The following is a 24160-nucleotide window of genomic DNA, read 5'->3' as shown; positions in this document are numbered from 1 at the left end:
TGACTGAGGAGGCGATGGCTGTGGCAGGTCATTCAAAGTGGCATAATATTAAACGCCGCAAAGAAGCACAAGACAATAAGCGGGCGAAAATGTTCACAAAATATTCAAAAGAAATTTATGCAGCTGTGCGTGAAAGCGGGGATGATCCGGAAACGAATCTTCGTTTACGTCATGCGTTAAATAAAGCAAAAGCGGCAAATATGCCAAATGATAATATTGAGCGGACGATTAAAAAAGCGAATGGTGAAGCCGGGAGCGTTGAATATGAGGAATTAACATATGAAGGTTATGGACCGGGCGGTGCAGCCGTGATGGTTAAAGTGTTAACTGAAAATCGAAACCGGACCGTTGCTGAAGTTCGACAGGCATTTAATAAAAATGGCGGCAATATGGGAGAAGACGGCTGTGTTTCTTTTATGTTTGATAAGCGCGGCTTTTTGGAAATTGCTGATGAAGACAAGGAGCTTGACGAGGATGAACTGATGCTTGAAGCAGTAGAAGCTGGTGCTGAAGAGTTTGAGATGAATGATGGACGTGCGATCGTTTATACGGAACCGGGGCACTTTGAAATGGTACGCAACCACTTAACAGAAGCAGGTTACGAATTTGAAGCAGCGGAAGTCACGATGATACCACAAACGTACACGAAGCTTTCAGATGAACATGCTGAACAAATGATGAAACTGATCGATCAGCTTGAAGACGATGACGATGTACAAAATGTATATCATAACTTCGAGCTGACCGAAGACCAAGCTGAACATTTTACACCAGCCTAACTCTTTTGTATTTAAAACGTGACATCATCAGCCTAAATTTATTTACACGCTGAAACTTGGCTTGGTATGAAAGCCAAGTTTTTCTTTGCGATAAAATTTGCTATCATAATAGTGAAATATATGTTCGCCTTTTAGAAACGAGGGAATACAATTGATTGAATGTGTTAAAGGTCCTGTCATTTATACAGGTTCAGACGGCATCACTGTAGAAGCAGGAAGTGTCGGTTATTTTATTCATTGCCCGAATCCGTTTGTTTACCGGAGCGAGCAAGCGAGTGTCACAGTGTATACGTATCAGCACGTGCGTGAAGATGCAATCCGATTGTACGGTTTTCCAACGCGTGAGGAACGTCAAATCTTTGAACAGCTGCTCGGTGTATCTGGCATTGGTCCCAAAGGTGCGTTAGCGATTCTTGCATCCGGCCGGCCGGAGCAGGTCGTCAACGCCATTGAACAAGAGCAGGAAAGCTTTCTTGTTAAATTTCCAGGGGTGGGTAAAAAAACAGCCCGGCAGATGATTCTTGATTTAAAAGGTAAGCTGGCACCATTTGCAGGCCTTGCTGGTTATGCTGAAGGTGGACCGCTTTTTGAGTCAGAGCCTGCCGGTAATGAAGCTTTAGAAGAAGCTTTAGAAGCATTGAAAGCGCTTGGTTACGGGGAGAAAGAAGTGGAAAAGATTAAGCCAAAGCTTGAAGTTGAATCACTTACGACAGATGAATACGTTCGAAAAGGTTTAGCATTCATGCTGAATGTATGAGAGGTGAGGTAAGTGGAAGATCGTATGATGACCCAGGAAGAAATTGGCGAGGAAGGCCAGATCGAAAGCGGGATCCGTCCGCTTACGTTCGCTGAATATATTGGTCAGGACAAAGTAAAAGAAAACTTGCAAGTATTCATTGAAGCTGCGAAAATGCGTGAAGAAAGCTTGGATCACGTTCTGCTTTACGGGCCGCCGGGTCTTGGTAAAACGACGCTGGCATCGATTATCGCTGAAGAAATGGGAGTAAACTTGCGGACGACAGCGGGTCCTGCCATTGAGCGCCCTGGTGATTTAGCTGCGATTTTGTCCGGGCTTGAGCCGGGCGATGTGCTGTTTATTGATGAAATCCACCGGTTGCATCGCTCGGTAGAAGAAGTGTTGTATCCGGCGATGGAGGACTTTTGTATAGACATCGTGATTGGCAAAGAAGATTCGGCTCGTTCGGTTCGGCTTGATTTACCACCCTTTACACTCGTAGGTGCGACGACGCGTGCCGGCATGCTGTCAGCTCCGCTGCGGGACCGTTTCGGGGTCATGTCGCGCTTAGAGTATTACAAGGAACAGGATTTGAGTGATATTATTATGCGCTCCGCTGATCTGCTCGATATTCCGATTGAAGAACCGGCGGGCAGTGAACTTGCCCGCCGTTCACGAGGTACGCCGCGGATTGCTAACCGCCTGCTCCGACGCGTGCGCGATTTCGCGCAAGTTAAAGGCGACGGTGAAGTGACAGAAGCTTTAGCTGTAGATGCGCTTGAAAAGCTGCAGGTAGATCGGCTCGGCCTTGATCATGTTGACAATAAATTGTTGTTAACCATGATTGAAACGTTTCGCGGCGGTCCGGTTGGTCTTGAGAACATGGCAGCAACGATTGGTGAAGAAGCGCACACGATTGAAGATGTATATGAGCCGTATTTGCTGCAGATCGGGTTTTTACAACGGACACCCCGGGGTCGTAAAGTGACACATCACGTTTATGAACACTTTCATTTGGAGGTGCCTGAAGATGCCTGATATCCCTCGGTTATTGATCGGCTTAGGTATTTTACTTGTGCTGATTGGGATTATTTGGCAGGTTGGCGGCCGCTTTCTTCCGATTGGTAAGCTCCCCGGTGATTTTATTTTCCGTGGGGAAAATGCAACGTTTTACTTTCCGCTAGTAACTTCAATTATTATAAGTGTATTGTTATCTTTAATTTTTATGGTCATCGGCAGGTTCCGCTAAGTATGTGTTGTGCCTGAAGCCTCGGTCTTATACAATGAATAAGGTTTACGGATAAGTTGAAGAAAGAAGGGACTTTGTTATGAACGTTGATGCTTTTGATTTTGAGCTCCCTGAAGAATTGATCGCACAAAAGCCGCTTCAAGACCGTGACGCTTCTCGGCTGATGGTGCTCGATCCGTCAACAGGTGAGATGAATCATGAAAGCTTTTTGGATATACTAAAATACATTAATCCAGGTGATGCGCTCGTCATTAATGATACACGTGTGCTGCCGGCTCGTTTGTACGGAGAAAAAGATACCGGAGCTCATGTTGAAATTTTATTGTTAAAACAAATTGAAGGCGACCGGTGGGAAACCCTTGTGAAACCGGCGCGCCGGATTAAACCTGGTGCAAAGCTGAGCTTTGGTGATGGGCGTTTAACAGCGGAGTGTGTGGATACGCTTGATCATGGTGGACGCGTTCTTGAGTTTTCGTATGAAGGGATTTTTTATGAAGTCTTAGAAGCGCTTGGTGAAATGCCGCTTCCACCTTATATTACAGAGACACTTGATGATCAAGAGCGTTACCAAACCGTGTTTGCCAAACACCGCGGCTCCGCGGCTGCACCGACAGCCGGACTGCATTTTACTGAAGAAATGCTTAAACAAGCCGAAGCCAAAGGGGTCCATCTAGCATCAATTACGCTGCATGTTGGTCTTGGTACCTTCCGTCCGGTGAGTGCCGAACAAGTGGAAGAACACGTGATGCATGCGGAGTTTTACCAAATGACAGCTGGGACTGCCGAACTGTTAGAAGAGGTAAAAGCAGCCGGAGGTCGTGTCATTGCGGTTGGTACAACATCGGCGCGCACGTTAGAAACGGTTGCCTGCGACAATGGCGGCGCCTTTCGAGAGGCTTCCGGCTGGACGGATATATTTATTTATCCGGGCTATGTTTTTCACGGGATAGACGGGTTAATGACAAATTTTCACCTGCCAAAGTCAAGCCTCTTAATGCTAGTTAGTGCGCTTGCCGGCCGGGAAAATATATTATCAGCCTATGCTGAAGCTGTGCGCAGGCAGTATCGCTTTTTCAGCTTTGGCGATGCGATGCTTATACTTGAAGGGAGTCAACATCAATGGCAGCAGTAACTTATGAACACATTAAGACGTGTGCGCAGTCCGGGGCCCGTCTCGGCCGTCTGCACACGCCGCACGGTACGGTGGAAACGCCAATTTTTATGCCGGTGGGAACACTTGCAACTGTCAAAACGTTAAGCCCGGAAGAGTTAGAAGATATGAGCGCACAAATCATTCTTGCCAATACATATCACTTGTGGCTTCGTCCGGGAGAAGACATTGTAAAAGAAGCAGGTGGTCTGCACAAATTTATGAACTGGGACCGCCCCATTCTAACGGATTCCGGCGGTTTTCAAGTGTTCAGCTTAAGTGAGCGGCGTAAGATTACAGAAGAAGGCGTTCATTTTAGAAATCACATTAATGGTGAAAAACTGTTTTTGCCGCCGGAAAAAGCGATGCAGATCCAAAATGACCTGGGTCCGGATGTCATGATGGCGTTTGACGAATGCCCGCCGTATCCAGCTGAGCATAGTTATATGAAGTCTTCCGTTGAGCGGACGAGCCGCTGGGCAGAACGCTGCTTAGAAGCGCATGCACGTCCTGAAGAACAGGCATTGTTCGGTATTGTGCAGGGTGGTGAGTATAAAGACCTGCGCAGGCAGAGCGCTGAAGATTTAGTATCGATGAATTTTCCGGGGTATGCGATCGGTGGCTTGTCTGTGGGCGAACCAAAAGATGTGATGAATGAAATGCTCGAGTTTACTACGCCGCTTCTACCGGACGATAAGCCGAGATATTTAATGGGGGTTGGCTCGGCGGATGCGTTGATTGATGGTGCGATCCGGGGTGTGGACATGTTCGATTGTGTACTGCCGACCCGGATTGCACGTAATGGCAGCTGCATGACAAGTCACGGGCGTGTAACTGTCCGTAATGCGAAATATGCTCGTGACTTTGGTCCACTTGATGAAAATTGTAATTGTCATGTGTGCCGGAATTATTCGCGTGCTTACATTCGTCACCTCGTCAAAGCAAATGAAACGTTCGGATTTCGTTTAACCTCTTATCACAACCTATATTTCTTGCTAGAATTAATGAGGAAAGTGCGTCAAGCGATACAGGAGGATCGTCTCCTTGATTTTAGAGAAGAGTTTTTTGAACAGTACGGCTTTAATCGACCTGATGCAAAAAACTTTTAATGGCTTGACTTCACGGATTAACGAAAGGGGGTAATGAAATCATGGAAGCAATTATTATGCTTGTGCTCATGTTTGCGATCTTTTATTTCCTACTGATTCGTCCGCAGCAAAAGCGGCAGAAGCAGATTAAGGAAATGCACGCTAACCTGCAAAAAGGTGACCGCATCATTACGATCGGTGGTATTCACGGCACGATTGATGGCTTAGATGAAGATAAGATCGTCATGTTGTTTGATGACAACAAAAAAATGACGCTTGACCGTAACTCGGTTCGCGAAGTAGTTCAAGAGTATTAAAATGAAGCAGTCGCATATGCGGCTGCTTCAAGTTTTTCTAGGCTTAATCTTCAGTGCCGTAAGTTTACGCCGACGGCACCGCCAAGCGCGGCACTACCTAAATATAAGGCGTACTGCCCGGTTTGAGCGATAGACATGACCCCGTCAAACCCGAGGTATTGAAACAAAATGAACAATAAAACAAGTGAACCTGCTGCCATGCCCCCTGTAATTAACCCACGCCGTTTTGCAAATAAACCTGCTGCCGCACCACCTGCTGCAAAGCACCCGCACCCAAGCAGCAGCAATAGCCAGCCGGCAGCCTGCTCCTCAACTGCAGTAAACCTGTACATAAAAGCGAGAAAAGCACTCGTGAGGATCATGAAAGCGAAAATGATACCACTACCATAAAGGCTCGCTTTCAGTAATGATGATGTCGGTTGTTCTTCCATTTATATCCACCCCTTTTTACGTGAAGATTTACTTGTATATGTATGATGGCGTGTCCTGCATTAGACGTAGCGTTTTTCGCATGATCAAAGCTGTACAGGCATAAGGATGTATAAAACGTCTGGACAAAGGTGGGGCCTTATGTCAGAAGCAGTAGGCACATTGCTTATTTTTACGCTCTGTTATATGTTTTTAATGGCTGAAAAAGGTAACCGGGCGCTTGTGGCATGTGCCGGTGGTACGGCCATGGTGCTCTTTGGTACGCTCGACCTTGAGTTGGCTTTTTTCCGTTATATTGACTGGCATACGATGACACTGCTTTTGTCAATGATGATGATGGTGGCAATTGCTAGTCAAAGTGGTTTGTTCGAGTATACTGCGATTCGGGCTGCACAGCTTGTCAACGGTCAGCCGCTGCCACTATTGTTTCTCATTTCGGCTTTAACAGCAGTAGGTTCTGCATTTTTAAACAATGTTACGACAGTACTGCTTGTTGCTCCGATGGTCATAAAAGTAGCTAAAATGCTTCACCTTCCGGCAGTGCCTTATTTAATCGCAATTATTATGGCTTCAAATATTGGAGGGACAGCCACCTTAATTGGTGACCCGCCAAACTTAATGATTGGGCAGGCGGTTGCGCATTTAACATTTAACGATTTCCTGCTCCATCTTGGTCCTGTCGTCGTTATTATTTTCATCGTTGTCATGTACGGGCTCGGCTGGTGGTACAAACAAGATTTAAAGAGTAGCGAAAAGTATCAAGCAGAGCTTATGAAAGTGAACCCGCACCAGTACATTGCTAGCCGTCCGTTGTTATATAAGTCGCTCGGTGTTCTATTTTTGACGCTTTTAGCCTTTGTCATTCAACCGTTGATTGGTGTGGAGTTAACAGCGATTGCAATGGCCGGTGCCTTGTTATTGCTGTTTGTAACTTATGATGAAGTAACACCGGAACATGTGTTTCAGCAAGTAGAGTGGGTGACGATCTTCTTTTTTGCCGGTTTATTTATGTTAATCGGAGGGTTGGAAGAGGCAGGCATTATTGATGAACTCGCTCGGGCCTTAATTTATTATACTGAAGGGGATGTGCCAAAAACGTCACTGCTTGTACTTTGGGTGTCTGGCATGCTGAGTGGGTTTGTTGATAACGTACCGTTTGTGGCGGCAATGATACCGATTATACAAGAGTTTCAAAGTTACGGGGTGCAGGACTTAGATCCGCTCTGGTGGGCGCTTGCTTTAGGAGCTTGTCTTGGCGGAAACGCAACGATCATTGGATCAACTGCGAATGTGATTGTGGCTGGCATGGCACATAAAGCAAATGAGGGTTTTACCTACATGGAATTTTTAAAGGTCGGAGTACCTGTAGTTGTTCTCTCATTTTTAATTTCGACTGTGTATTTGTTAGGAAGGTATTTATTGTTTTATTGATGAAATAACATCAAAAAGCACATGCTAGGCAAAAACCGGCCGGGCAGGTGCTTTTTTATGGACTGGACCATGATGATTGTGCGGATCATGATGATTTACATATTTTTATGGCTCGTCTACCGCTGGATGGGAAAGCGGGAAATTGGCGAGGTTACCCTGCTTGATTTTGTCATTTCCATCATGATTGCCGAGCTTGCCGTTGTTGCGATTGAAGATGAACAAACGACATTGTTAGAAGCGATGTTTCCGATTGGGGTGCTCGCACTCATTCAGTTTGTTCTCGCGAAATGGTCACTTCAGAGTCCGCGGCTTCGTCACTTCATTGATGGTAGACCTTCGCTTGTTATTTCCGCCGGAGAAGTAGACCAACACGTTATGCATAAACAGCGCTACAATTATGATGACTTGTTTATGCAGCTGCGAACAGAAGGGGTTACACAAGTGGAGGATGTCATGTACGGGGTGCTTGAAACAGATGGAACGCTCTCGGTGATATTAAAGGACGAAACAGCGCCGCCAGCTTTTCCGTTTCCGTTGATTGTTGATGGGTCAGTTCAGTACAGCTCGCTTAAAACAGCGGGGAAAACGAAGGCGTGGCTTGAACAGTCTTTGCAAGAAGCGGAAGGGGTGATTGTGAAAGAAGTCAATCTTGCACTCCTTAATGGCAGAGGTGAGCTGACCGTTTATAAAAAGTGAAAAGAGACAAACTTCAGCCTGTCGACAAAGTACAAAACCTAAGATTCACGCACAGCTTACTGCTCCAAATGCCGCAGGCTGCCCTATTAAGAGGAAAAAACCGAATCATGAACGTGACCTTCACGCCAGACGGAAGCTTTCCCGAGGGCTTGGCTTCAGCTAACTTGTTCGAATTGATTTCCATTCGAACAAGTGGATCTTCAGCCTGCGCTTGACCCTCTGGGAGTCGCCGTCTTTCGTTTCGGTCACTATTCAATTTATAGATTATCATCATTTCCAATGGATAGGGTTCGTTTTGATCGCCCATGAAGCGTGATGATGAAATTCATTCGTCTAGATCTCGCTTGATAAAAGACATTTCTACAATTCATGACCATCAAATGACACAAGGCTGACAAGCATCGGCGGCGCCTACGCAGAACAACGATTGAGAACCCCCCGCAGGCAGCGGTAAGTTGAGACCGTGACGGAGGCTGAGGAAAAACGGTGAGTTTGAGTGTGAGCGCAGTTCGATGTCGCACTTGCCAAGCGTCCGCTTTTACTTTTCTTAAAATTTGTTAACACGCTTTAATCTTATAAAAGTTTGAAATGCCCTGCTTGTTCGTTGGAAGGAGTCTGGGCATTTCGGTAAAAGATGACTCATTTCCGCCATAAGGATTGCAAGGAGAGCACCCGGCTGATATCCTTTAGCTGAATCTGTTTCGTTAACAGCAGCAATACGATATACAGTGTGCCTGTCAATGTGATCCCAAGCAGTGTATCGATCAAGAGTGTACGTGATAGTGTATAGGCTGCAGCAGGACCGGATAACGCAGCGGTTAAAAGAAGCGCACCAAAAGCTGATAACCAAGGTTTTAAACGAAAAGTGAAGCCGATGGTTTTGCATACGGCGGCAAAATGTAAAAGTGTCACAAGCACCATGCTGATTGAAATCGCTAACGCTGTACCCATCATTTCAAATTCAGGGCGCGATGCTAAAATGAAAATTGCAGCAAGTTTAACGGCTGCACCCGTTAAACTATTAACCATCGCTGTTTTGGCGTGGTCCACAGCCTGCAATACGGCCTGCAGGGGTCCTTGAAAATAAAGAAACAAACTGAAAGGCGCCATAAGTTGTAAATAGACAGCGGCTTCAGGTGCGTCGTACATTAACGTCATGATCGGCTTAGCATATAGAAATAAAACGATAGCGGCAATGCCTCCGGAAATCATAGCTGTTCTAAGCGATTGATGCAGGCGCTGATGTACGGCTTGGTAGTCTTTTTTTGCATAAGCTTCGCTCACTGCAGGTACGAGCGACACTGATAGTGCATAAGTGATAAAAGTCGGCAAAAACAAAAGCGGAATGACAAAACCGGTTAACTCCCCGTACTGAGCGGTGGCTGTTGCAGTTGCAACCCCTGCGATCGCAAGACTTTGCGCGACGACAATTGGTTCAAAAAAGTAGGAGAGTGACCCGATCAAGCGGCTCCCGGTCGTTGGGAGAGCAACATCAAGCAAACCACGGAAGGTTTTTCGGTTTTTTGCATCCACTGGCACCTGTTTTGAACGGAGCCGCGGCCCTTTTTGTTTTTGAAAGGTATAAAGCATGTACAAAAGGGAAGCAAACTCACCGGCAACAACTGATAACATTGCACCAGCTGCAGCAAATTCAATACCATAAGGAAGCAGTGCTTTGGTACATACGGCAACGAGGGCAATGCGTACGACTTGTTCAATAACTTGGGAGACAGCAGTAGGTTTCATATTCTGTCGGCCTTGAAAGTAGCCGCGTAAAATCGCAGACAGCGCAACAATGGGGACAATTGGAATCATAGCCATCAATGCATAATACGCCCGTTCATCCGTTAAAAGCTCACGGGCAATCACTGGGGCACCGAGAATGACTGCTGTCGACCAAACGATCGAAAGCAGCCCGGTGACAAATAAAGAAACACGTAAAATCCGTTGTACTTCTGCTTCATCACCGGCCGTTTCTGCTTCAGCAACCCGTTTGGAGATGGCAACCGGGAGTCCGAACTGCGTTAAGGTAATGAGTAAGATTAAGGTAGGTACAGCCATCATATACAGCCCCATACCTTCGGCTCCCATGATGCGTGCTACGACAATTTTGTTTATAAAACCGAGGAAACGGGTGATTAAACCTGCTAAAATAAGAATGATTGTCCCTTTAATAAATGTATGGGCGCTCATGGAGGTCCTCCTCTTAACCAGCGTCATTGATGTTTATGCCAAAGGTTGTCCGGTTCATGAACACTTTTTAAGGAGGTAGGCAGGATGTATCAGTCTTTAAACCAGTGGAAGTCCCATGTTTCGCCTGCAATTACGAGTAAGCAGGACGAACTGAAACAATACGGCTATCAAGTAAGCCGGGATGATGTGTGGGCACTTGCTGTGAAAAAAGCGGCTGCACCAAGTGCCGAAGTTGCCATTCATGAAGCTGTGAGGCTTGTCATGGCTGTGAAACCGCACGATTATATGAACAGCGAGACAAAAGCTGCGTTAAAAGCATCGGTGCAGATGGAGCGCAGTCACGGTGACGGCGGAATCGAGTCTTTGTTTCAAGAAGTTATGACCCATTCAACGGAAAATTGACAGGGAAAAAATGCCGTCGGTATAATAGGAGCGCTGTTATAAAGAAATAATGGAGCGAAACGGCTTGCAAAAAAAGCCCCGGCCTGTGATAACAGTCCGGGGTTTCCCCCTGCGAAGCAGCAGGTGAGGCGGACAAGGAGGATGTAAGTAAATGGTACAAAAGTGGAGGATTTTGGCCTTCTTCATGATTGTCATTCTGCTTGGCGGATTAATTTCGCAAACAGCAATGTCAACAGCAGAAGATACAAATCTTGGACTTGATCTGCAGGGCGGTTTTGAAATTTTGTATGAAATTGAACCCGCAGAAGAAGACCAGGATGAAGTAACTGAAGATATGTTGAATGCAACTGTGAGTGCATTGAACCAACGTGTGAACGTGCTAGGGGTATCAGAACCTTATATTTCGATCGAAGGTGAAGACCGGATCCGCGTGCAGCTTGCCGGGGTTGAAGACCAGCAGCAGGCTCGCGACCTGTTATCAACCGAAGCTGAGCTTACGTTTCGTGACGTTGAGGATAATGAAATTTTGTCTGGTGACTCGCTGGAGCAGGGTGGCGCAGGGATCAACTTTGATCAGCAGGACAACACACCAAATGTCTCTGTAACACTTCAAAACGGCGAAGAGTTCGGCGAGGCGACAGAGTACATTCTCGAAAACTTTGATCCACCGGAAAATCGGTTGGTCATCTGGCTGGATTTTGATGAGGATGAAAATTCTTACGTTGAAGAAATGACTCAAGAAGATCCTGAGTTTTTATCAGCACCAACCGTAAGTGAGCCGCTTTATACGAGCAATGTTGAGATTCAAGGAGACTTCACACTTGAGGAGGCAGAATTCATTGCCGAAGTACTTGATGCAGGCTCATTGCCGGTAGAAATGGAAGAAATATATTCAAATGCCGTTGGTGCATCGCTCGGTGAAGAAGCGTTAGATAATACCATTTATGCAGGTTTGATTGGTATCGCTTTGATTTTGGCTTACATGATGGTGTACTACCGATTTATGGGTGTGATTGCAGCGGTGACGCTCACGGCTTATATTTATATCGTTATGAATGTGTTTAATTGGATTGAAGGTGTGCTTACGCTTCCGGGGCTTGCTGCTTTAATACTCGGTGTCGGTATGGCCGTGGATGCAAATATTATCACTTACGAACGTATCAAAGAAGAACTTAAAGCAGGAAGGTCGGTCATGTCCGCTTTTAAAGCAGGAGCGCGCCGTTCATTTACGACGATTTTAGACGCCAACGTGACGACGATTCTTGCTGCCGGCGTACTGTTTTATTTTGGTACAAGTTCGGTACAAGGGTTTGCTGTCATGCTGATTGTCAGCATTTTAACAAGCTTTTTGACAGCAGTTTACGGTTCACGCCTGCTGCTCGGTCTCTGGGTGAAAAGCCGTATTTTTAATAAAAAGCCCGGTGTTTTCGGTGTAAAGGAGAGTGACATCCGTGAACTTTAATTTTGAACGGAAAAACATTGACTTTGTTAAACACCGGAAAAAGTTTTTCATCCTTCCAGCCATTGTTGCGATGATCGGTATCATTTTGTTATCGACGATCGGGCTGAATCTAGGTATTGATTTTGAGAGCGGGTCCAGGGTTGAAGTGATGAACGAGGAAGGCTCTTTTACTGAAGAAGAAGTGCAAAATGCTTTTGAAGCAGCCGGCGGTTATGAGCCGGATGATATCACGCTTGCCGGCGATGATCATGAGCAGGCTCATGCCCGTTTTATCGGGGTGCTTGATCAGAATGAAATTGCAGAGATTCAGACGTATTTTGATGAAGAATACGGTGCAGAGCCGAGTGTCAGTACCGTTTCTCCACAAGTTGGTCAAGAGCTGGCAATGAATGCCTTAATCTCTGTACTCATTGCTTCTGTCGGGATTATCATTTATGTTTCGATCCGATTTGAGCTTTTATATGGTTTAGCGGCCATTTTAGCATTGGCTCATGATGCCTTTTTCATCATCACCGTGTTTTCAATTACACAGCTTGAGGTGAATGTGCCGTTCATTGCCGCTGTGCTCACCATCGTCGGTTACTCTATTAACGATACGATCGTTACGTTTGACCGGATTCGTGAGAACATGCAAAAAGCGGAAAAGCTTGAGACGTTTGCTGATTTATCTCAAGTTGTTAACCATAGCTTACTACAAACGCTCGCCCGCTCGATTAATACGGTGCTGACGGTTGTTTTTGCTGCCGGTGCGATCTTTTTGCTCGGCGGTCAAGGGATTCAAACATTTGCGTTCGCACTATTAATCGGTCTTGTTGCTGGAACGTACTCCTCCTTGTTCCTTGCTTCACAAGTATGGCTTGTATGGAAGCATAAACAGTTAGAACGCCAGCGCCAAAAGGCAGCTGCAAAAGAAGCTGAAGCATAAAGTGATAAAGTTGTTTAGATGCTTTGTGCAAAGTTAGCTTAGTGCAGATATTACAAGCCGCCGTTAAAGAGCTGTCTTTGCGGCGGCTTTCATATTTCTGCACACGGCCGCCTACACTACAAGCAGGAGAACAAAAATTTATGTCGAATCCAACGGAGTGGAGGGGTGAACATGACAAACAAGCAGCAAAGAAGCCGCTACGTACAAATCGGCGCCTGGATAGGTATTGTCGGTAATTTACTATTAGCTGTGTTTAAGGCTGTCGCAGGCGTGATTTCCGACAGTCGCGCACTTGTTGCTGATGCTGTGCACTCCGCTTCTGATGTTGCAGGATCGATTGCAGTGTTAATCGGTGTCCGGGCAGCTCAGCGTCCGCCTGATCGTGATCATCCTTATGGTCACGGTAAAGCAGAAACAATTACCGCCATTATTGTAGCGGTGCTGCTTGTCCTTGTTGGTTTTGAAATTGCACTGAGTTCTGTGCAGGATATGTTCGAACCTGTGACGGTGCCGAAGACACTGGCTTTATATGCCATTATGATTTCAATCGTGTTAAAAGAAGCGATGTTTCGTGTGAAGTATTATTTGGGTAAAAAGTATCAAAGTGATGCACTGTTAACAGATGCCTGGCATCACCGGTCGGATGTTTTTTCTTCGGCGGCTGTCCTCGTCGGCGTTGGTGCGGCGCTTGTAGGTAGTGCATACGACATTAACTGGCTCCTCTATGCGGACTTGGCCGCTGGGATATTTGTAGCGCTGTTAATTATTCGGATGGGTTGGAAGCTTGGGAAAGAAGCCGTTCATAATACGCTCGATCATGTGCTTCATGATGAAGACACGGTAGAGATGCGGCAGACGGCTGCTGCGGTTGACGGTGTGTTGAAGGTAGATGAATTTCATGCGCGTGAACACGGGCATTACGTCATTATTGATATAAAAATTGCTGTGGACCCTTACATCACAGTGGAAGAAGGGCATCAAATTGGTAAACAAGTGAAAGAAGCGCTCATGGCTCAGTCGAACGTGCAGGATGTTCTGGTACATATTAATCCGCATGAAGATGAGGAGGGCCGGAGCGAACTGCGTGTCTAGTCGATATAGAAAGAGGGGGAGATGGCTTGCGCGGACAGTGGATTTTACTCGTTTCGCTTCTTGCGGTGCTGCTTGTCGCTGTTTTTGCCGTGATCAATGTAGATACTGTAGAAGTGAATTATTTATTAGGCACAGCGGAATGGCCGCTCATTTTAGTCATTGTAGGTTCTGTACTGATGGGAGGTCTTGCTGTTGGCGCAGCCGGCATGTTGAAGGTGTATCGCCTGCAGCAGGAAAACCGACGGCTGCACAGTCTTTTATCTTCTCAAGATGATCAGCCGTCGGAAGAGGAAAGTTATACCCGTGCCGGAAGCAGGCGCTCTAAGCGCCGTAGTGAAGCGGACAGTTAAAACATTGAATGAAAAAAATGAAAAAACAAAGCGGAAAGCTGATGATTGTTTCCCCCTCGTACGTCTAGTATAATACTTGCGGCGAGGGGTGTTTTTTATGCTGAAAGCAAAAACGCGCTGGCGCGTATCAGAAGCGCCGGAAGATGAAGTAAATACATTGTGTGAAGCAACGGGTGTTCGTTCAGTGATCGGCCGCCTGCTTTGGCAGCGCGGTGTCCGGACAAAAGAAGCGGCAGAAGCCTTTTTACATATGGAAATGATGCCGTGGCACGATCCACTGCAGATGGATGGGATGACTAAAGCCGTGGAGCGTATTCGTCAAGCTGTAAGCAGTCAAGAGCCGATTGCGGTTTACGGAGACTATGATGCTGACGGGGTGACAAGTACAGCTGTCATGCTTTCTGTGCTGCGTACGCTCGGCGCGGAGGTGGAGTACTACATTCCAGACCGTTTTGCCGAAGGATATGGCCCGAATTTAGAAGCTTTCCGCATGCTGCATGATGCTGGGCATTCACTCATTATAACTGTTGATAATGGAATTTCGGCGAAAGAGACGATAGAAACGATTGAAGCAGAAGGAGCGGATGTAATCGTTACGGATCACCATGAGCCGCCGCCGGAACTTCCGGCTGCTTATGCAGTGTTGAATCCGAAAAAGCCAGGCTGCCCGTACCCATTTAAAGAGCTTGCCGGCGTGGGTGTGGCTTTGAAAGTGGCCGAAGCCTTGCTTGAGCGCAGACCGGATGAATACTTTGATCTGGCCGCTTTAGGAACGATCAGCGATTTAGTTCCGCTGCACGAAGAAAACCGTTTTTTAACAAAGAAAGGTTTAGAACATCTTTCACGGCCCGGTCGTTTTGGGGTGGATGCGTTAAAAGAAGTTTGCAGTATCAAAGGAAATGTAGTGACGAGTGAGAACGTGGCTTTTGGCTTCGGCCCGCGCTTAAACGCTGCCGGCAGGCTGGCCTCCGCCGCCCCTGCTGTTGAACTGCTTTTAGCAGAAGATGCAGAAAGTGCACGTACGCTTGCAAAAGAAATAGACAGTTTAAACCGGGAGCGGCAAGCGCTTGTGCAAACTATGACAGAAGAAGCAGAAGCAGAAGTTGAAGCGCTTGGTGATCCGAGTGAGCATGGTGCAATTGTGGTCGCTAAAGAAGGTTGGAATCCAGGCGTTATAGGCATCGTTGCAAGTCGGCTTGTGGAAAAGTATTACCGTCCGGTGATTGTGCTTGCAATTGATCATGAAAAAGATGAAGCTAAAGGTTCAGCCCGCAGCATTGATGGCTTTGACATGTTTCAGGAATTATCGAAGAACCGAGAGATTTTGTTACATTTTGGCGGTCACCCGATGGCTGCCGGCTTAACGATGGCCCCGACAGACGTTGAAGAGCTGCGCCGGCGTTTACACACGCAGGCGCTTGAAAGCTTGAGTGAAGATGAGTTCCAACCAGTGATAGATATTGATTTAAGTGTCAACTTAGAAGAAGTGGGCTTACATGTGATTGAAGAAGTTGAAGCACTGGCACCGTTTGGGATGGGGAACCCTAAGCCGCTCTTTTACTTTAACAATGTTAAGGTTAGTACATTAAAACAGATCGGTAGTGAGAAGAATCATTTGAAAGTTCATTTCACTTCTGATGGTCGCGAACTAGAAGGTGTTGGTTTCCAACTTGGAGAGCTTTATTATCAAGTTGATCAAGAGGCACCGGTGAATGTCGTAGGTGAACTCGGCATTAACGAATGGAATGGATTTCGTAAACCGCAGTTGTTTGTAAAAGATATGCAGGTGAAAGACTGGCAGCTGTTTGATTATAGAAATACAAAAGATATACATGCGCTGCTTGATCACCTTGATCCAAAAGAGACGGTACCTGTTTTGTTTGACCGTCAAAATTTTCATCTGATTCAGGATGAAGTATGGAAAGAACGGACAGAACTTGTGCAGCAGCAAGAAGATATTAGCGCACTCCCTAAGAAAGCACAGCTTGTATTCATTGATATACCACCTTCACTTGAAGAGCTGAAAGAACTTTTATCAACATATGAGCAGGAACTAACCCGATTGTATGTCATTTTTCGTCACGAAGATGCCCGTTATTTTCATACGCAGCCACAGCGTGAACACTTTAAGTGGTATTATGCCTTCTTAAAGCAGCAGGAAACATTTGATGTGCGTGCGCATGCGGAAGCACTTGCCCAGAAAAAAGGCTGGTCTAAGCAGACAATTACGTTTATGACACAGGTGTTTTTTGAACTTGGTTTTGTTACAATGAATCATGGAAAAGTGACGATTGCGTCGTCACCGGAGGCAAAGGATCTTACCGCATCTGCTACGTACCAAACTGAACAAAACCGTTATGAAGTAGAAGCAAAACTGTTGTACAGCCCCCGGGCGTCGCTTAGAGCGTTTTTCGATGCTTGTATACATGGAGAAAATGAAATGAAGGAGACGTTGACGCATGGATTATAAGGAACACATTACCATCGTGAAAGATTATCCACAGCCGGGGATCCGGTTTAAAGACATTACAACGTTAATGCAGGATGGTGAGGCTTATCACCAAGCGATTCAAGATATGGCAGTATATGCAAAACAGCAGAACGTAGATGTCATTGTAGGTCCGGAAGCCCGCGGGTTTGTTGTCGGGTGTCCGATTGCCGTATCGCTTGGGATCGGTTTTGTGCCGGTGCGTAAATCAGGCAAGCTGCCACGTGAGGTGGTCGAAGCGGATTACGGTTTAGAGTACGGTAAAGATCGGCTTGCAATCCATAAAGATGCCATTAAACCAGGTCAGCGGGTGTTAATTACAGATGACTTGTTAGCAACAGGAGGTACGATCGAGGCTACGATTCATTTGATTGAAGAACTTGGCGGTGTTGTTGTAGGGCTTGCCTTTATGATTGAACTAGGTTATTTAGACGGCCGTGACCGCCTTGGCGATTACGACATTTTTACTTTAACGAAGTACGAATAACTATGAAGTAAAGGGGGCTCCGGAATCGGAGCGCTCTTTGTTTGATTGATACGTGTTTAAGCGAAAATAAAGTGCGCATTTTTTACATAAGTCGGGCTGAGGTTTTGTCAAATGAGCTTGTGAATTCACGTTGTTACTAAGCTTGCGGTTTCTTTTCTCGCCAGCATGTTATAAGATAGAAGGAAATTATTTATAGGCTGACGACCAGCGAAAATACTCGAAAAATTTTAGGCCTGCAGGGTGATGTCATGACGATAGATGAAGTAATGGAAAAAGCCGCAGCGTATTTAGGGGACAATGACCTGGCGTTTATTCAGCGAGCTTACGAATTCGCAGAAGATGCGCATAAAGAACAGTACCGAAAATCCGGTGAACCATATATCCACCATCCGGTACAAGTGACTGGGATTCTTGTTGAACTTGAACTTGACCCGGCAACTTTAGCCGGGGCATTTTTGCACGATGTCGTCGAGGATACCGACATTACAGTTGAACAGTTGGCTGAATCTTTCAGTGAAGAAGTAGCTATGCTTGTTGATGGTGTAACGAAGCTGAAAAAAATAAAGTACAAGTCAAAAGAAGAGCAGCAGGCGGAAAATCACCGTAAAATGGTAGTCGCAATGGCGAAGGATTTGCGCGTTATTTTAATAAAGCTTGCCGACAGGCTGCACAATATGCGCACATTAAAACATCTGCCGCCGGAGAAACAGCGCCGTATTTCCAATGAAACGATGGAAATTTTTGCACCTCTTGCTCACAGGCTCGGAATTTCCACGATTAAATGGGAGCTTGAGGATACAGCACTTCGTTATTTAGACCCGCAGCAGTATTATCGCATCGTGAATTTGATGAAACAAAAGCGGGACGAGCGGGAAAAGTATATTGATACAGTGATTAGTGATATTCACGACCGGTTAGAAGATGTTCACGTTGAAGCAGATATTTCCGGCCGTCCGAAGCACATTTACAGCATTTATCGCAAAATGGTGAAGGATAAAAAGCAGTTCAATGAAATTTATGATCTGCTCGCGGTGCGGGTGATTGTAGAAAATATTAAAGATTGCTACGCGGTGCTTGGCGTGATACACACGGCTTGGAAGCCTATGCCAGGCCGCTTTAAAGACTATATTGCGATGCCAAAAGCCAACATGTATCAGTCCCTTCACACTACAGTGATCGGTCCCCACGGTGAGCCGCTTGAAGTACAGATTCGTTCTGAAGAGATGCACCGGATTGCTGAATACGGTGTGGCAGCACACTGGGCTTATAAAGAAGGAAAAGGGGCTTCAGGGTCTTTTGAAGATAAAATGACATGGTTCCGTGAAATTTTAGAATGGCAAAACGATGCCAATGATGCCCAGGAATTCATGGAATCCTTAAAAATGGATTTGTTCTCAGATATGGTGTTTGTCTTCACACCAAAAGGCGATGTATTTGAGCTGCCGAGTGGCTCAGTTCCTGTAGACTTTGCTTACCGCATCCACACAGAGATTGGCAATCAGACGATCGGGGCTAAAGTAAACGGGAAAATGGTGCCGCTTGATTATCAATTAAAAACTGGCGATATTGTTGAGATGTTAACGTCCAAACATTCTTACGGTCCAAGCCAGGACTGGCTGAAAATTACACAGAGCTCACAGGCGAAAAATAAAATTAAGCAGTTTTTCAAAAAAGAGCGTCGTGAAGAGAATATTTCTAAAGGCCGGGACTTAATTGAAAAAGAACTGCGAACACAGGATTATGATCCAAAAGTCATTATGATTGACGACAATGTGAAAAGTGTTGCTCAAAAGTTCAGCTTTAACAGTGAAGACGATATGTACGCAGCTGTCGGCTATAATGGTATAAGCGCAAAACAAATTGTCACGCGGCTTACAGACCGCTACCGGCAGAAGCAGGAGCAGAATCAAGAACAACAAACTGTTGCAGAAGCCGTCAAAGAGATTGGCCCGCCGAAAAAAGATCAGCATTCGACAAACGGTGTACGTGTTAAAGGTGTAGACAATATGCTGATCCGGTTGTCGAAGTGCTGTAACCCTGTGCCAGGTGATGATATCGTTGGCTTTATTACGAAAGGTCGAGGTGTTTCGGTTCATCGTGCGGATTGTACGAACGTTAAAAGCGAGGGCAACGAACATCGCCTGCTTCCCGTCGAGTGGGAGGCTGCAGAAAGTAAACAACGCAGCTACAATGTAGATATTGAAATTACCGGGTATGACCGACGGGGGCTGCTTAACGATGTGCTGCAGGCAGTTACTGAAGCAAAAACAAATATTCGCGCAGTCAGCGGCCGTTCGGACAAAAATAAAATGGCGGTCATTGATATGACGATTGCAATTCATAATCTTGATCATCTACACCGTGTTGTCGAAAAAATTAAGCGTCTTTCTGACATTTATGCGGTACAGCGTGTCATGCATTAAAGAGAGAAGGAGTGCCACGGAATGAGAGTATTACTACAGCGTACAACCGGTGGAGAGGTCACCGTAGATGGTGAAACGACTGGTGCTGTTGAGCACGGCTTAGTTGCCCTTGTAGGTGTGACGCACGATGACACAGAAAAAGATGCAGCCTGGGCGGCAGAAAAGGTCGTCAATCTGCGTATTTTCGAAGACGAGAATGGAAAAATGAACAGCTCGCTCCTTGATGTTAGGGGTGGACTGCTGTCGATTTCGCAGTTTACATTGTATGGCGACTGTAAAAAAGGCCGACGCCCGAATTTTATGGAAGCAGCGAAGCCCGAACACGCCGAGCGTCTGTATGAAATTTTTAACGAAAAAGCGGCGGCCTTTGGTGCAGCTGTTGAGACCGGTGCGTTTGGTGAGATGATGCAAGTATCATTGACAAATGATGGGCCGGTAACGTTAATGATTGAAACGTAACGATTAAATGAGGTGGCTGTGGGGAATGTTATAGAAAATACGTTGAAAGAAAGGCGGTATATTTCTATGCACGTTCACCCGAAAGCTGCCGGTCGAAGCGGTTTAGAGATGAGCACGTTGACAGCGAAGAATGATCCGGAGCGCCGGGATTACTTGAGTGAATCACAAGCACATGAGCTTCACTGTGATCCCCAGCAGTTGTATGCAACGAAACGAACATTTCTGCGTGGGTAACCTTGACAGGGACTGTTCGGCTGAGTACCATAGAGATCAATGATGAAAAGCGAAAAAATACCGATGATGGAGAAAAGTAACTAGATGACGAACGCAGCAGAGAAAAAGAGCCCCGGCTGAAAGCTCTTTTCGTTACGCCTGGTGAAAGACACTCCAGAGGTGCCGCTTCGAAACTACGAGCAGTAGGGGCGGCCGCTTGCAGGCGTTATATGCAAAAGTGGAAGCTTAGGCTTCAACCAGGGTGGTACCACGGGTGAAAACTCGTCCCTCTTTATAGAGGGGCGGGTTTTATTTGTGTTCGCTTACATACGTGACACTTCGAAAGGAGAGAACGAAATGGATATTAAAATCCCGCGCGGAACCCAGGATATTAAGCCGGGGGATGCTGAAAAATGGCAGTTTGTTGAACAGAAAGCTCATGAGATTTGTGCGCGTTACAATTATAAAGAGATCCGCACACCAGTTTTTGAGCATACAGAGTTGTTTCAACGTGGTGTTGGAGAAACAACAGATATCGTCCAAAAAGAGATGTATACGTTTACCGATTTAGGAGACCGGAGTTTAACACTCCGTCCGGAGGGGACAGCTTCGGTCGTCCGCTCGTTTGTGGAAAATAAACTGTACGGCCAGGCGGAGCAGCCGGTTAAATTGTACTATACCGGGCCGATGTTTCGGTATGAGCGCCCGCAATCAGGCCGGATGCGTCAGTTTGTTCAATTCGGGATCGAGGCGCTCGGCAGTGAAGATCCGGCTGTTGACGCAGAAGTTATGGCGCTAGCAATGGACTTTTATGAAGAGCTAGGGTTGAGCGGCCTCAAACTAGTGATCAACAGCCTTGGTGATCAAGAAAGTCGTAAAGCGCACCGCGAAGCGCTTGTGAATCATTTTGAGCCGCGGATCAGTGAGTTCTGTACGGATTGTCAGGAAAGGCTCCATACAAACCCGCTTAGAATTTTAGACTGCAAAACCGATGCAGCGCATGAACTTATGCACAATGCACCATCAATCCTTGATTACTTAAGTGAAGCATCCACGCAGTATTTTGAAGAAGTGAAATCACTGCTTGATGAGATGGGTGTTGCTTATGTGGTAGATGATACGCTCGTGCGCGGTTTGGATTATTATAACAGCACTGCGTTTGAAATTATGCTTGAAGGTGAAGGATTTGGCGCAATTTCTACATTATCCGGCGGTGGTCGTTACAATGGTTTAGTTGAAGAGCTTGGCGGCCCTGCGACACCAGGCATTGGTTTTGCCATGAGTATTGAACGTCTTTTAATGGCTCTTGAATCTCAAGGCATTGAACTTCCTGTGAATGCCGGTCTTGATGTGTATATGGTAACGATGGGAGAGGCAGCTGATCGAAAAGGGTCTGTGCTTTTACATCAACTGCGTAAAGCTGGTTTAAAAGCTGATAAAGATTACCTCGGACGAAAGCCGAAAGCTCAATTTAAAGATGCCGATCGTAAGCAAGCAGATATAACACTTATTTTAGGTGATCAAGAGCTTGAAGCTGGCGTTATTAATGTGAAGTACATGGCAAGTGGGGAACAAGAAGAAGTTGCAATTGAACAACTAGCAGAACGACTCACAGGAGGGTATTAAAATGATTGGACGAACAAATTACTGTAACGAAATTACTGAAGCTATGATCGGAGAGCGTGTGCAATTGAAAGGGTGGGCCAGGACCCGCCGCGACCTTGGTCAAGTGATCTTTATTGACCTGCGTGACCGCAGCGGCATTGTACAGACGGTTTATTCTCCAGAGATTAACGAAACAGCACTTGAAACTGCAGATCGTGTACGCTCTGAATACGTTATTGACGTTACCGGCGTTGTTGTTAAACGTGACCCAGAAACAATTAATGAGAACTTGACGACGGGAACAGTTGAAGTACAAATTGATGAAATTCACATTTTAAGTGACTCCAAGCCGCTGCCATTTCCGATGGAAGAAAATATTGAAGTGGCAGAAGATGTGCGCTTGCGCTATCGTTACCTTGATCTGCGCCGTCCGGATATGCAGGAAACGTTTAAGCTTCGCCATCGTACAACAAAGTTGATACGCGATATTTTGGATGAGCAGAGCTTTTTGGAGCTAGAAACACCGATGCTGACAAAAAGTACACCGGAGGGAGCGCGTGATTATCTCGTTCCGAGCCGCGTGCATCACGGAGAATTTTTCGCACTTCCACAGTCGCCGCAGTTGTTTAAGCAGATGTTGATGGTTTCTGGCTTTGAACGTTATTACCAAATTGTTCGCTGTTTCCGCGATGAAGACTTGCGTGCCGACCGTCAGCCGGAATTTACCCAGGTGGATATTGAGGCTTCATTTATGCACCGTGAAGATTTATTCGAGATGATGGAAGATATGATGACGCGCATCCTTGAAGAGACGCACGGTGTAAGTGTAGAACGTCCGTTCCAGCGCTTAACTTATGACGAAGCGATGAATCGTTACGGCTCCGATAAGCCGGATACCCGATTTGGACTTGAACTTGTAGAACTTTCACATATTGTAGAAAACAGTGATTTTAAAGTGTTCCGTGAAGCTGTTCAAAACGGTGGGATTGTCAAAGGCTTGAACTTAAAAGGGAAAGCGGACGTCATGTCGCGTAAAGAAATTGATGATTTGGCTGAATTTGTGGCAGTTTATGGAGCAAAAGGTCTTGCCTGGCTGAAAGTAGAAGAAGAAGCGTTGAAAGGGCCGATTGCAAAATTCTTCTCTGAAGAGGAAACAACAGCCGTTCGTGAAGCTATGGGTGCAGAGGCTGGAGACCTTTTATTCTTCGGTGCGGATAAAAAGCAGGTTGTTTATGACGCAATGGGAGCCTTGCGCCTAAAGTTCGGTCGTGACTTCAATATGATCGATGATGCGAAGTTTAACTTCTTGTGGGTGACTGAATTCCCATTAATGGAGTATGACGAAGATGCAGACCGTTACGTGGCAATGCACCATCCGTTCACACGCCCAATGGAAGAGGATATGGATAAGCTTGATACAGCACCGGAAGAAGTGCGGGCAGAAGCTTATGACTTAGTATTAAATGGTTACGAGCTTGGTGGGGGCTCACAACGTATTTATGAGCGCCCTCTGCAAGAGAAAATGTTCAGCGCCCTCGGCTTCAGTGATGAAGAAGCGCGCGAACAGTTTTCCTTCCTTCTGGATGCATTTGAATACGGTACACCACCACATGGCGGTATCGCACTCGGTCTTGACCGGTTGATTATGATTTTAGCCAACCGAAGCAATTTGCGTGATACCATTGCATTTCCAAAAACCGCGAGCGCAAGCTGTCCGTTAACCGGGGCACCAGGTGAAGTTTCTGACGCACAGCTGCAGGAGTTGAATTTGAAGATTACAGGTGGAGAAAAGAAAGAAGAGTAAATTCAACGTGTAGAAAAACTTTTAAAAAGCGAAGGCTGACGTCGCACTTTGGCGGACGCTTGCACCCGGGGGGCACAAGTGTGACATCGGTTTGATTTATGCTGAGGCTTGATCTCACCGTGTCTTCTTAGCCTCAGGTGCGGACCCCAACTTCCTCGGTAGAAAATCACTACCTGCGGGGTTTTTCGCTCGTACTATTCACGTAGGCGTCGTCGCCGGTGCTTGTCAGCCTTTCGTTATTTGATGGTCAAGCATTGTAAAGATTCTTTTGATCAAGCAGTATCTACGTGAATGCATTTCATCATTTGTCATTAGAGGATAACATCGAACAATGAACGTAACCTTTACTTCAGACGGACGCTTTCCCGAGGGCTTGCCTTCA

23 protein-coding genes and 1 other annotated feature are annotated in these 24160 nt (G+C 46.1%); of the genes, 21 read left to right on the top strand and 2 right to left on the bottom strand.

Annotated features, from left to right (window positions below; all coding sequences use genetic code 11):
- Window positions 1-20 precede the first annotated feature (20 nt).
- From B0H94_RS08145 to yajC, 7 genes are all read left to right on the top strand, one after another.
- Window positions 21-779: a YebC/PmpR family DNA-binding transcriptional regulator gene (locus B0H94_RS08145; RefSeq protein ID WP_106588774.1), complete on the top strand. Its 759-nt coding sequence runs from the start codon at window positions 21-23 to the stop codon at window positions 777-779.
- A 151-nt stretch (window positions 780-930) separates the two neighbouring features.
- A complete protein-coding gene (ruvA, locus tag B0H94_RS08140) occupies window positions 931-1536 on the top strand; it encodes a Holliday junction branch migration protein RuvA (RefSeq protein WP_106588773.1) in 606 nt (201 codons plus the stop codon).
- A gap of 24 nt (window positions 1537-1560) precedes the next feature.
- The gene (gene ruvB, locus B0H94_RS08135) at window positions 1561-2553 is read left to right on the top strand and encodes a Holliday junction branch migration DNA helicase RuvB (RefSeq protein ID WP_427909941.1); all 993 of its coding nucleotides are present in this window, start codon (window positions 1561-1563) and stop codon (window positions 2551-2553) included.
- The gene (locus tag B0H94_RS08130; RefSeq protein ID WP_106588771.1) at window positions 2546-2764 is read left to right on the top strand and encodes a DUF2905 domain-containing protein; all 219 of its coding nucleotides are present in this window, start codon (window positions 2546-2548) and stop codon (window positions 2762-2764) included. The genes ruvB and B0H94_RS08130 overlap by 8 nt, the downstream gene beginning before the upstream one ends.
- 79 nt (window positions 2765-2843) lie before the next feature.
- Window positions 2844-3896, top strand: a complete 1053-nt coding sequence (gene queA, locus B0H94_RS08125) for a tRNA preQ1(34) S-adenosylmethionine ribosyltransferase-isomerase QueA (protein WP_106588770.1) — start codon at window positions 2844-2846, stop codon at window positions 3894-3896.
- Window positions 3884-5023: a tRNA guanosine(34) transglycosylase Tgt gene (gene tgt / locus B0H94_RS08120; RefSeq protein ID WP_106588769.1), complete on the top strand. Its 1140-nt coding sequence runs from the start codon at window positions 3884-3886 to the stop codon at window positions 5021-5023. The genes queA and tgt overlap by 13 nt, the downstream gene beginning before the upstream one ends.
- A 41-nt stretch (window positions 5024-5064) precedes the next feature.
- Window positions 5065-5319 (top strand): preprotein translocase subunit YajC, encoded by a 255-nt coding sequence (yajC, locus tag B0H94_RS08115; protein WP_106588768.1) that lies wholly within the window; start codon window positions 5065-5067, stop codon window positions 5317-5319.
- Window positions 5320-5369: 50 nt separating this feature from the next.
- On the opposite strand, the gene B0H94_RS08110 is transcribed toward yajC, so the two are convergent.
- Window positions 5370-5750: a TIGR04086 family membrane protein gene (locus tag B0H94_RS08110; RefSeq protein WP_106588767.1), complete on the bottom strand. Its 381-nt coding sequence runs from the start codon at window positions 5748-5750 to the stop codon at window positions 5370-5372.
- Between the two features lie 139 nt (window positions 5751-5889).
- On the opposite strand from B0H94_RS08110, the gene B0H94_RS08105 reads away from it, so the two are divergent.
- Together B0H94_RS08105 and B0H94_RS08100 are read left to right on the top strand one after the other, a co-directional pair.
- Window positions 5890-7179 (top strand): ArsB/NhaD family transporter, encoded by a 1290-nt coding sequence (locus tag B0H94_RS08105; RefSeq protein WP_106588766.1) that lies wholly within the window; start codon window positions 5890-5892, stop codon window positions 7177-7179.
- Between the two features lie 57 nt (window positions 7180-7236).
- A complete protein-coding gene (locus B0H94_RS08100) occupies window positions 7237-7875 on the top strand; it encodes a DUF421 domain-containing protein (protein WP_181315317.1) in 639 nt (212 codons plus the stop codon).
- A 639-nt stretch (window positions 7876-8514) separates the two neighbouring features.
- On the opposite strand, the gene spoVB is transcribed toward B0H94_RS08100, so the two are convergent.
- Window positions 8515-10068: a stage V sporulation protein B gene (gene spoVB / locus B0H94_RS08095; RefSeq protein ID WP_106588764.1), complete on the bottom strand. Its 1554-nt coding sequence runs from the start codon at window positions 10066-10068 to the stop codon at window positions 8515-8517.
- Between the two features lie 84 nt (window positions 10069-10152).
- Here spoVB and B0H94_RS08090 point away from each other — a divergent pair, with 84 nt between their 5' ends.
- From B0H94_RS08090 to aspS, 12 genes are all read left to right on the top strand, one after another.
- Window positions 10153-10470: a post-transcriptional regulator gene (locus B0H94_RS08090; protein WP_106588763.1), complete on the top strand. Its 318-nt coding sequence runs from the start codon at window positions 10153-10155 to the stop codon at window positions 10468-10470.
- A gap of 151 nt (window positions 10471-10621) precedes the next feature.
- Window positions 10622-11932 (top strand): protein translocase subunit SecD, encoded by a 1311-nt coding sequence (gene secD, locus B0H94_RS08085; RefSeq protein ID WP_106588762.1) that lies wholly within the window; start codon window positions 10622-10624, stop codon window positions 11930-11932.
- Window positions 11922-12857, top strand: a complete 936-nt coding sequence (gene secF, locus B0H94_RS08080; protein ID WP_106588761.1) for a protein translocase subunit SecF — start codon at window positions 11922-11924, stop codon at window positions 12855-12857. Before secD ends, secF begins: the two co-directional genes overlap by 11 nt.
- A gap of 171 nt (window positions 12858-13028) precedes the next feature.
- On the top strand, window positions 13029-13949 hold the full coding sequence (locus tag B0H94_RS08075) for a cation diffusion facilitator family transporter (RefSeq protein WP_106588760.1): 921 nt from the start codon (window positions 13029-13031) through the stop codon (window positions 13947-13949).
- Window positions 13950-13975: 26 nt separating this feature from the next.
- Window positions 13976-14299 (top strand): LapA family protein, encoded by a 324-nt coding sequence (locus B0H94_RS08070; protein WP_106588759.1) that lies wholly within the window; start codon window positions 13976-13978, stop codon window positions 14297-14299.
- Window positions 14300-14396: 97 nt separating this feature from the next.
- Window positions 14397-16769 (top strand): single-stranded-DNA-specific exonuclease RecJ, encoded by a 2373-nt coding sequence (gene recJ / locus B0H94_RS08065; RefSeq protein WP_106588758.1) that lies wholly within the window; start codon window positions 14397-14399, stop codon window positions 16767-16769.
- Window positions 16759-17274, top strand: a complete 516-nt coding sequence (locus B0H94_RS08060) for an adenine phosphoribosyltransferase (protein ID WP_106588757.1) — start codon at window positions 16759-16761, stop codon at window positions 17272-17274. Before recJ ends, B0H94_RS08060 begins: the two co-directional genes overlap by 11 nt.
- Window positions 17275-17522: 248 nt before the next feature.
- Complete coding sequence (locus tag B0H94_RS08055) at window positions 17523-19697, top strand: RelA/SpoT family protein (protein ID WP_106588756.1); 2175 nt, start codon at window positions 17523-17525, stop codon at window positions 19695-19697.
- A gap of 21 nt (window positions 19698-19718) precedes the next feature.
- On the top strand, window positions 19719-20156 hold the full coding sequence (gene dtd, locus B0H94_RS08050; protein ID WP_106588755.1) for a D-aminoacyl-tRNA deacylase: 438 nt from the start codon (window positions 19719-19721) through the stop codon (window positions 20154-20156).
- An 18-nt stretch (window positions 20157-20174) separates the two neighbouring features.
- On the top strand, window positions 20175-20390 hold the full coding sequence (locus B0H94_RS15015) for a hypothetical protein (protein WP_146139937.1): 216 nt from the start codon (window positions 20175-20177) through the stop codon (window positions 20388-20390).
- A gap of 54 nt (window positions 20391-20444) precedes the next feature.
- Window positions 20445-20662, top strand: a binding site (T-box leader).
- Between the two features lie 64 nt (window positions 20663-20726).
- The gene (gene hisS, locus B0H94_RS08045) at window positions 20727-21995 is read left to right on the top strand and encodes a histidine--tRNA ligase (RefSeq protein WP_106588754.1); all 1269 of its coding nucleotides are present in this window, start codon (window positions 20727-20729) and stop codon (window positions 21993-21995) included.
- 1 nt (window position 21996) lies between these two features.
- Window positions 21997-23778, top strand: a complete 1782-nt coding sequence (gene aspS, locus B0H94_RS08040) for an aspartate--tRNA ligase (protein ID WP_106588753.1) — start codon at window positions 21997-21999, stop codon at window positions 23776-23778.
- The last annotated feature ends 382 nt before the right edge of the window (window positions 23779-24160 follow it).

This window comes from Salsuginibacillus halophilus, assembly GCF_003014715.1.
Classification (GTDB): Bacteria; Bacillota; Bacilli; order Bacillales; family Marinococcaceae; genus Salsuginibacillus; species Salsuginibacillus halophilus.
The sequence above is the reverse complement of the archived record's forward strand: the minus strand, read 5'-3'. Positions and strand labels throughout refer to the sequence as shown.